We start from the raw sequence: 8,379 nt of genomic DNA, 5'->3' as shown, positions 1-8,379 counted from the left end.
TGCAGGCCGAGGGCCGGCGCGTGCTGATGCTGGGCGACGGCATCAACGATGCGCCGGTGCTGGCGCGTGCCGATGTCAGCCTGGCGATGGGGCAGGGCGCGCTGATCGCCCGCGCGCAGGCCGATGGCGTGCTGCTGTCGGGCCGGCTGGTCGATGTGGCGCTGGCCCGCGAACTGGCGCTGCGCACCCGCCGCGTGATCCGGCAGAACCTGGGCTGGGCGGCGCTCTACAACGCCACCTGCATTCCGCTGGCACTGGCCGGCCTGCTGCCGCCCTGGGCGGCGGGCCTGGGCATGGCGGCCAGCTCGCTGCTGGTGGTGATGAACGCCTACCGCCTGAAACGCTGACGAGGCAGCCCACACGATGGACATTCTTTATCTCTTGATCCCGATGTCGGTGCTGCTGGTGCTGGGCATCGTCGGCCTGTTCGGCTGGGCGATCAATAACGGGCAATTGGACGATCTGGAGCGCGAAGGCGAACGGATCTTCGAGGGGGAAGCGGCCGGGGTTGATGGCGATCAAGCCTCCCGAACGCTGGCGGGCAGACAATTTTCTGCATCTGAGGAAGACAGGAGCGAGAAGCATGTCAATGGCTAGTGTTTCGCAGCCGGCCGCGCCGGCGAGGGCTGCCGGACTATCGGGGCCCCATTACGAAGACGGTGTGGTGCGGGCGTTCGCGCGGGCCGCCGTGCTGTGGGGCGTGGTGGGCATGCTGGTGGGCGTCATCATCGCCGCCCAACTGGCCTGGCCGGAGCTGAACTTCGGCATCTCATGGCTCAGCTATGGTCGCTTGCGGCCGCTGCACACCAATGCGGTGATCTTTGCCTTCGGCGGCTGTGCGCTGTTCGCGACCGCCTATCACGTGGTGCAGCGCACCGGCCAGACGCGGCTGTTCGCGCCAGGTCTTGCCTGGCTGACCTTCTGGGGCTGGCAGTTGGTGATCGTCGCGGCGGCGGTGACTCTGCCGCTGGGCATGACCAGCGGCAAGGAATATGCCGAGCTGGAGTGGCCGATCGACATCCTGATCACCGTGGTCTGGGTCAGCTACGCGGTCGTGTTCTTCGGCACGGTGGGCACGCGCAAGGTGCGCCACATCTATGTGGCGAACTGGTTCTTCGGCGCCTTCATCATCGCGGTGGCCTTGCTGCACCTGGTCAACAGCGCGGCGATTCCCGTCAGCTGGACCAAGAGCTACTCGGCTTATGCCGGCGTGCAGGACGCGATGGTGCAGTGGTGGTATGGCCATAACGCGGTGGGTTTCTTCCTGACCGCCGGTTTTCTCGGGATGATGTACTACTACATCCCCAAGCAGGCCGGCCGGCCGGTCTACAGCTACCGCCTGTCCATCGTCCACTTCTGGGCGCTGATCTTCACCTATATGTGGGCGGGCCCGCACCATCTGCACTACACGGCGCTGCCGGACTGGGCGCAGAGTGTGGGCATGGTGTTCTCGCTGGTGCTCTTGGCGCCCAGCTGGGGCGGCATGATCAACGGCATCATGACGCTCAGCGGGGCCTGGCACAAGCTGCGCGACGACCCGATCCTGAAGTTCCTGATCGTCTCGCTGAGCTTTTACGGCATGTCGACCTTCGAGGGTCCGATGATGTCGATCAAGACGGTCAATGCGCTGTCCCACTACACCGACTGGACCGTCGGCCATGTGCACAGCGGCGCCTTGGGCTGGGTCGGTCTGATCTCGATGGGCTCGCTGTACCACCTGATCCCGCGCATGTACGGCCGCACCGAGATGTTCAGCAAGCGCGCGATCGAGCTGCACTTCTGGGTCGCGACCCTGGGCATCGTGCTCTATATCGCCGCGATGTGGATCGCCGGCGTGATGCAGGGCCTGATGTGGCGCGCGGTCAACCCGGACGGCACCCTGGTCTACACCTTTGTCGAGAGCGTCAAGGCCACCTATCCCTTCTATGTGATCCGTCTGCTGGGCGGCCTGCTGTACCTGGGCGGCATGCTGATCATGGCCTGGAATGTGGTGATGACGGTGCGTGCCGGACGACCCGAGCCGGTTCGCATCCCCGCCGTGGTGGCGCATGCCTGAGGGAGCAAACACAATGGCTGACAACAACAAACCCGTCGCCGGTCACGAAAAGATCGAGACCAACAACTTCCTGATGATCGTGCTGGTGCTGCTGACCGTGCTGGTCGGCGGCGTCGTCGAGATCGTGCCGCTGTTCTTCCAGCGCTCGACCACCGAGGCCGCAACGGGACTCAAGCCCTATACCGCGCTGCAGCTGGCCGGCCGCGACATCTATGTGCGCGAGGGCTGCTACAACTGCCATTCGCAGATGATCCGGCCCTTCCGTGCCGAGACGCTGCGCTACGGCCACTACTCGACCGCCGGCGAGTTCGTCTACGACCGGCCGTTCCAGTGGGGCAGCAAGCGCACCGGGCCGGACCTGCACCGCGTGGGTGGCAAATACAACGACGAGTGGCACCGCATCCACCTGATCAATCCGCGCGATCTGGTGCCCGAGTCGAACATGCCGGCCTACCCCTGGCTGGCCACCGCGACGGTCGATCCGGCCGAGATGCCGGGCAAGCTGAAGGCGCTGCGCCTGCTCGGCGCACCGTACAGCGATGCCGAGATTGCCGGCGCGGCCGAGGCTGTCAAGGGCCGCACCGAGATGGACGCCGTGATCGCCTATCTGCAGGTGCTGGGCACCGCCGTCAAGTAAAGGAGAAGGCGCATGGATATCAACACCCTGAGAAGCGCGGTGACCCTGCTGCTGCTGCTGATGTTCCTGGCCATCGTGGCCTGGGTCTACAGCAGAAAGCGCGACCAGCGCACTTTTGACGAGATCGCCGAGCTGCCGCTGCAAGGCGAGATGGGAGAGCCCAATGACAAGTGATTTCTTCTCCAACGGCTGGTCCATCTTCGTGGCCGCGAGCACGATCGCGGGCCTGCTGCTGTGCCTGTTCCTGCTGATCATCGCCAGCCGCCGCAAGGTGATGGCCAATGACAACAGCACCGGCCATGTCTGGGACGAGGACCTGAAGGAGCTCAACAACCCGCTGCCGCGCTGGTGGATGGGCTTGTTCGTGCTGACCGTGCTGTTCTCCGGCATCTATCTGGCCCTTTATCCGGGCCTGGGCAGCGCGGCCGGCACGCTGAAGTGGAGCAGCACCGGCCAGTACGAGGCCGAGCAGGCCAAGGCGCGCAGCGCGCTGGCGGCGGTCTATGCGCCCTTCAACGCGATGCCGGTCGAGGAGCTGGCCAAGAACGGCCAGGCCATGGGCATCGGCGAGCGCCTGTTCGCCAACAACTGCGCCGGCTGCCATGGCTCCGACGCCAAGGGCAGCAAGGGCTTTCCGAACCTGACCGATGGCGACTGGCTCTATGGTGACAAGCACGAGACCCTGATCGAGACCATCAGCAAGGGCCGCAACGGCGTGATGCCACCGATGGCGGCGGCGCTGGGCAAGCCCGAGGACGTGCGCAATGTGGCCAACTATGTGCTGAGCCTGTCGGGCAGCGCGCACAACTCGATCGCGGCCCAGCTGGGGCGCAGCAAGTTCGGCGTCTGCGCGGCCTGCCACGGCATGGACGGCAAGGGCAACCAGGCCCTCGGTGCCCCCAATCTGACCGACAAGATCTGGCTGCACGGCTGGGGTGAGGACGCCATCGTCGCCATCATCAACAACGGCAAGAACAATATGATGCCGGCCCATGGCGAGCGGCTCAGCCCCGAGCAGGTCCGCGTGCTCGCCGCCTATGTCTGGGGCCTGTCGCGTTCGTCCACTGCGGTAGCGGCCAAGTAAGCGATCCAGCCACTCATGGATAGCCCTCCGCGCAAGGTCATCCCTCTGGTGGCGGCCGATGATGCCGCCACCGAGATGGTGTCGCTCTACCAGGCCCAGCAGAAGATCTACTCGCGTGCCGTCAGCGGCTGGTTCGCCACCTGGCGCTGGGTGCTGGTGTGGGCGACGCAGCTGTTGTTCTACGGACTGCCCTGGCTGGACTGGGGCAGCCGCCAGGCGGTGCTGTTCGACCTCGAATCGCGGCGCTTCTACATCCTCGGCCTGGTCCTTTATCCGCAGGACTTCATCTACCTGACCGGGCTGCTGCTGATCTCGGCCTATGCGCTGTTCCTGTTCACTGCGGTGGCGGGGCGGTTGTGGTGCGGCTTCGCTTGCCCGCAGACGGTCTATACCGAGATCTTCATGTGGGTGGAGCAGAAGTTCGAGGGTGATCGCGCCAAACGCATGAGGCTCGATGCTTCCCCCTGGGGCGCCGAGAAACTGCTGCGCAAGGGCGGCAAGCAGGCGGCCTGGATCGCCATCGGGCTGTGGACCGGCTTCACCTTTGTCGGCTACTTCACGCCGATCAAGGTCCTGAGTCAGGAAGTGATGAGCCTGGGCCTGGGTCCCTGGGAATGGTTCTGGATCCTGTTTTACGGCTTTGCGACCTATGGCAATGCCGGCTATATGCGCGAGCAGGTCTGCAAATACATGTGTCCTTATGCGCGCTTCCAGAGCGCGATGTTCGACAAGGACACGCTGATCATCAGCTACGACGCCGAGCGCGGCGAGCCGCGTGGCTCGCGCAGCAAGAAGGCCGATCCTGCCGCACTGGGCCTGGGCTCGTGCATCGACTGCACCCTGTGCGTGCAGGTCTGTCCGACCGGCATCGACATCCGCAAGGGCCTGCAGTACGAGTGCATCGGCTGCGCCGCCTGCATCGATGTCTGCGACAGCGTGATGGACAAGATGAGCTATCCGCGCGGCCTGATCCGCTATGACACCGAGAACGGCCTGTCCCAGCATCTGAGCCGCCGCGAACGCCTGCTGCGCATCTTCCGGCCGCGGGTGTTGATCTATGGCGCGGTGCTGCTGCTGATCACCGCCGGCCTGTTCACCAGTCTGGCGCTGCGCGCGCCCTTCAAGGTCGATGTGGTGCGCGATCGCGGCGCGCTGGCGCGCCTGGTCGACGACGGCTTCATCGAGAACGTCTACCGGCTGCAGATCATGAACACCACCGAGGCCGTGCAGCACTATCGTATCGAGGCCGAGGGCCTGCCCGGGCTGGCCACTGCGCAGCCGGTGCGGCTGGAGGTCGGGCCGGCCGAGGCCCGCTGGGTGTCGGTGGCCTTGCGGGTGCCGCCGCAGAGCGCGGCCCAGGCCGGCAGCGGCGCCCATGAGATCCGTTTCGCCATCGAGCGCGAGGCTGGGGCGGACGAGCAGCCCGCCTATGCCTTGAGCGAGAAGTCAACCTTTGTCGTGCCGCGCTGAGCGTGGCGGCATCCTGCAGGAGCAAACATGAGTCAACCGCAAGCAAGCAACACGCCGAGCCGACCCTGGTGGCGCGAATCGATGATGTGGCTGGTGATCGGCGGCCCCAGCGTGGTGGTGGTCGCGTCCTTTGTGACGCTCGCGCTGGCCATCACCTACCCTGACCCGGTGATCGAGGCGGTGCCGGCTCAGGCCAGTGCCGGCAGTGAAGCGGCAATGAGTTCGGCGCAGACACCGGCCATGAAGGCCCGCAACCATGCCGCCACCGGGGGGCGCTGATGGACGAGCCATCATGGCGCTCGCGCCTGGTCATGGCCATCCTGTGGCCTTCGTTCTTGATGGCTGGGGTGCTGGATGTTCTGGTCTTCAGCCTGCTTGATCCGGCCGCATTGGTCGAGGCCAGCTCACTGTCCGGCACCAGCATCTACACGCTGGGCTTTCTGGGCTTCTGGATCGTGACCGGGCTGAGTTCGGCGCTAAGCCTGTGGCTGGCCGGCTTGCCGCTCGCTACAAAGGACGAGCGCTGAATCAGCAGTTGCTGCTGTTCACCAGGCGCTGCAGGCCGGCCTGGTCGAGGATCTGGATCTGGCGCTGCTTGACGTCCAGCAGGCCCTCTTCCTGGAACTTCGAGAAGGTGCGTGACACGGTCTCCAGCTTCAGGCCCAGATAGCTGCCGATCTCTTCGCGCGTCATGCGCAGCACCAGGCTGGAGGCCGAGAAGCCGCGCGCCTGCAGGCGCTGAGTCAGGTTCAGCAGAAAGGCGGCCAGGCGCTCCTCGGCGCGCATGCTGCCCAGCAGCAGCATCACGCCGTGGTCGCGCACGATCTCGCGGCTCATGATCTTGTGGAACTGGTGCTGCAGATCGGTGAACTCGCGCGACAGCTCCTCGAGCTGCTCGTAGGGGATCACGCAGACCTGGGAGTCTTCCAGCGCCACCGCGTCGCAGCTGTGGCGGTCATTGCTGATGCCGTCCAGCCCCAGCAGCTCGCCGGCCATCTGGAAGCCGGTGACCTGGTCGCGGCCGTCCTCGGACGACACGCAGGTCTTGAAGAAGCCGGTGCGCACCGCGTAGAGCGACTGGAAGGCGTCGCCGGTGCGGAACAAGGTGTCGCCGCGCGCGACCTGGCGGCGCGTCGCCACCAGGCTGTCGAGCTGCTCCAGATCGGGCTTGGACAGGCCCACCGGCAGGCACAGCTCGCGCAGATTGCAGCTGGAGCAGGCGACCTTGAAGGGCTCGATCTTGATGGCGGGTGCGGTGCTCATGCCGCGCATTATGGTCTGCCCGGGGCAGCCGCTCGCCTCGCCGGTGTCCGGCTTGGGCGAAGAGTGGAGGGGTGTCAGCATGATGTTCCTCAAGGTTGCCGTGATTGTTGTCGGGGCCATGCGCAGCAAGCTTGATGCAGGTCAATTGCCCGCCAGCTAGGCTTGGCACAGTGGCGGACATGCCAAACAGCACCACCGCCACAGCTCTGGGTATCAGCGAAGAACTGCTGCGTCGCTACGACGTGGCCGGCCCGCGTTACACCTCCTACCCGACCGCCGACCGCTTCGTCGAGGCCTTCACGGTGGCGCAGTACGAACAGGCGCTGGCCCAGCGCGCCAGCGGCTCGCTGGTCGGCGGCGGCACGCCGCTGTCGGTCTATGTGCATGTGCCGTTCTGCGAATCGGTCTGCTACTACTGCGCCTGCAACAAGGTCATCACCCGCCACCATGAGCGGGCCGGCGAGTATCTGCAGGCCCTGAGCACCGAGATGGACCTGACGCTGGCCCATCTGGGCCGTGCGCAGACCGTGTCGCAGCTGCATCTGGGTGGCGGCTCGCCGACCTTTCTGAGCGATGCCGAGCTGAGCCGGCTGATGCTGGATCTGCGCAGCCGCTTCAGGCGGGCGGCCGGCGCCGAGATCTCGATTGAGGTGGATCCGCGCACCGTTACCGAGCAGCGCCTGACGCATCTGCGCAGCCTGGGCTTCAACCGGCTGAGCTTCGGCGTGCAGGACTTCGATGCCGAGGTGCAGAAGGCGGTGCACCGCATCCAGAGCTTTGACAGCGTGGCCAGCCTGATGAGCCAGGCCCGCGCGCTGGGCTTCGAGTCGACCAATGTCGACCTGATTTACGGCCTGCCGCTGCAGACCCCCGAGTCTTTTGCCCGCACCGTTGCCCAGGTCGCGGCGCTGCGGCCCGACCGCATCGCGCTCTATGGCTACGCCCATCTGCCGCAGCGCTTCAAGCCGCAGCGCCGCATCGACATCGCCCAGCTGCCGCCGGCCGCCGACAAGCTGCACATGCTCTCGGGGGCGATCAGCGGTTTCATTGCCCAGGGCTACAGCTATATCGGCATGGACCATTTCGCCTTGCCGACCGACTCACTGGCGGTGGCCAAGCGCCAGGGGCGCCTGCACCGCAACTTCCAGGGTTACAGCACCCAGGCCGACTGCGATCTGATCGGGCTGGGCGTCTCGGCCATCGGCCGGGTCGGTGCCACCTACAGCCAGAACGCCAAGACCCTGCCCGAGTATTACGACGCGCTGCGCCAGGGCCAGCTGCCGGTGGTGCGCGGCCTGGCGCTGACGCGCGACGACCTGCTGCGCCGCGCGATGATCATGGCGCTGATGTGCCAGGGCCGGGTCGAGTTCGAGTCGATCGAACTGGCCCATTTGATCAAGGTGGGCGAATACTTCCGGCCCGAGCTGGAGCGGTTGGCCCCGCTGCAGCAGGCCGGCATGGTCACCANCAGGGCCGGGTCGAGTTCGAGTCGATCGAACTGGCCCATTTGATCAAGGTGGGCGAATACTTCCGGCCCGAGCTGGAGCGGTTGGCCCCGCTGCAGCAGGCCGGCATGGTCACCATCACACCGGACGCCATCGAGGTGACGGCGCTGGGCTGGTATTTTGTGCGGGCCGTCGCGATGGTGTTCGATCGCTATCTGCAGGCCGATCGCACAAGAGAGCGCTTTTCTAAGATCATCTGAGCATGGATGCAGCGCTTGCCGGCTCGGCCCTGCTGATGGGCCTGGCCGGATCTCCCCATTGCCTGGCGATGTGCGGCGCGGCCTGTGCCGGCCTGAGCGGCGGCGCGCCGCGCGCGATGGCCTCGTTCCAGCTCGGGCGCTGGCTCAGCTATGCGGCCGGCGGT

The 8,379-nt window shown here is 65.9% G+C and carries 10 protein-coding genes and 2 pseudogenes; 11 read left to right on the top strand and 1 reads right to left on the bottom strand.

Going from position 1 to position 8,379, the window contains the following annotated elements; genetic code table 11:
• From PO768_RS26720 to PO768_RS26680, 9 genes and pseudogenes are all read left to right on the top strand, one after another.
• A pseudogene (locus PO768_RS26720) lies at nucleotides 1-347 on the top strand (heavy metal translocating P-type ATPase); the annotation flags it as partial.
• A gap of 16 nt (nucleotides 348-363) precedes the next feature.
• The gene (gene ccoS / locus PO768_RS26715; RefSeq protein WP_272648480.1) at nucleotides 364-597 is read left to right on the top strand and encodes a cbb3-type cytochrome oxidase assembly protein CcoS; all 234 of its coding nucleotides are present in this window, start codon (nucleotides 364-366) and stop codon (nucleotides 595-597) included.
• Nucleotides 590-2,056, top strand: a complete 1,467-nt coding sequence (ccoN, locus tag PO768_RS26710; protein WP_272648479.1) for a cytochrome-c oxidase, cbb3-type subunit I — start codon at nucleotides 590-592, stop codon at nucleotides 2,054-2,056. The genes ccoS and ccoN overlap by 8 nt, the downstream gene beginning before the upstream one ends.
• A gap of 13 nt (nucleotides 2,057-2,069) precedes the next feature.
• Nucleotides 2,070-2,693 carry a cytochrome-c oxidase, cbb3-type subunit II gene (ccoO, locus tag PO768_RS26705; RefSeq protein WP_272648478.1) on the top strand — a complete coding sequence of 208 codons (624 nt, stop codon included), beginning with the start codon at nucleotides 2,070-2,072 and terminating at the stop codon, nucleotides 2,691-2,693.
• Nucleotides 2,694-2,705: 12 nt separating this feature from the next.
• Nucleotides 2,706-2,867: a cbb3-type cytochrome oxidase subunit 3 gene (locus PO768_RS26700; RefSeq protein WP_137942229.1), complete on the top strand. Its 162-nt coding sequence runs from the start codon at nucleotides 2,706-2,708 to the stop codon at nucleotides 2,865-2,867.
• Entirely contained in the window at nucleotides 2,857-3,777 is a 921-nt protein-coding gene (gene ccoP / locus PO768_RS26695) for a cytochrome-c oxidase, cbb3-type subunit III (RefSeq protein WP_272648477.1), read from the top strand. The genes PO768_RS26700 and ccoP overlap by 11 nt, the downstream gene beginning before the upstream one ends.
• 15 nt (nucleotides 3,778-3,792) lie before the next feature.
• Nucleotides 3,793-5,247, top strand: a complete 1,455-nt coding sequence (gene ccoG, locus PO768_RS26690) for a cytochrome c oxidase accessory protein CcoG (RefSeq protein ID WP_272648476.1) — start codon at nucleotides 3,793-3,795, stop codon at nucleotides 5,245-5,247.
• A 27-nt stretch (nucleotides 5,248-5,274) separates the two neighbouring features.
• On the top strand, nucleotides 5,275-5,526 hold the full coding sequence (locus PO768_RS26685) for a hypothetical protein (protein WP_272648475.1): 252 nt from the start codon (nucleotides 5,275-5,277) through the stop codon (nucleotides 5,524-5,526).
• Entirely contained in the window at nucleotides 5,526-5,774 is a 249-nt protein-coding gene (locus PO768_RS26680; RefSeq protein WP_272648474.1) for a hypothetical protein, read from the top strand. Before PO768_RS26685 ends, PO768_RS26680 begins: the two co-directional genes overlap by 1 nt.
• 1 nt (nucleotide 5,775) lies before the next feature.
• Here the strand turns inward: PO768_RS26680 and fnr are convergent, their stop codons facing one another.
• Nucleotides 5,776-6,510, bottom strand: coding sequence for a fumarate/nitrate reduction transcriptional regulator Fnr (gene fnr / locus PO768_RS26675; RefSeq protein ID WP_266007473.1), 735 nt, complete (start codon nucleotides 6,508-6,510; stop codon nucleotides 5,776-5,778).
• Between the two features lie 179 nt (nucleotides 6,511-6,689).
• On the opposite strand from fnr, the pseudogene hemN reads away from it, so the two are divergent.
• Nucleotides 6,690-8,215, top strand: a pseudogene (hemN, locus tag PO768_RS26670) (oxygen-independent coproporphyrinogen III oxidase).
• Between the two features lie 2 nt (nucleotides 8,216-8,217).
• A partial coding sequence (locus PO768_RS26660) for an urease accessory protein UreH domain-containing protein (protein ID WP_272648481.1) occupies nucleotides 8,218-8,379 on the top strand: 162 nt, incomplete at its 3' end.

Origin of the sequence: Paucibacter sp. XJ19-41, assembly GCF_028462495.1 — a bacterium.
Classification (GTDB): Bacteria; Pseudomonadota; Gammaproteobacteria; order Burkholderiales; family Burkholderiaceae_C; genus Roseateles_E.
The sequence above is the reverse complement of the archived record's forward strand: the minus strand, read 5'-3'. Positions and strand labels throughout refer to the sequence as shown.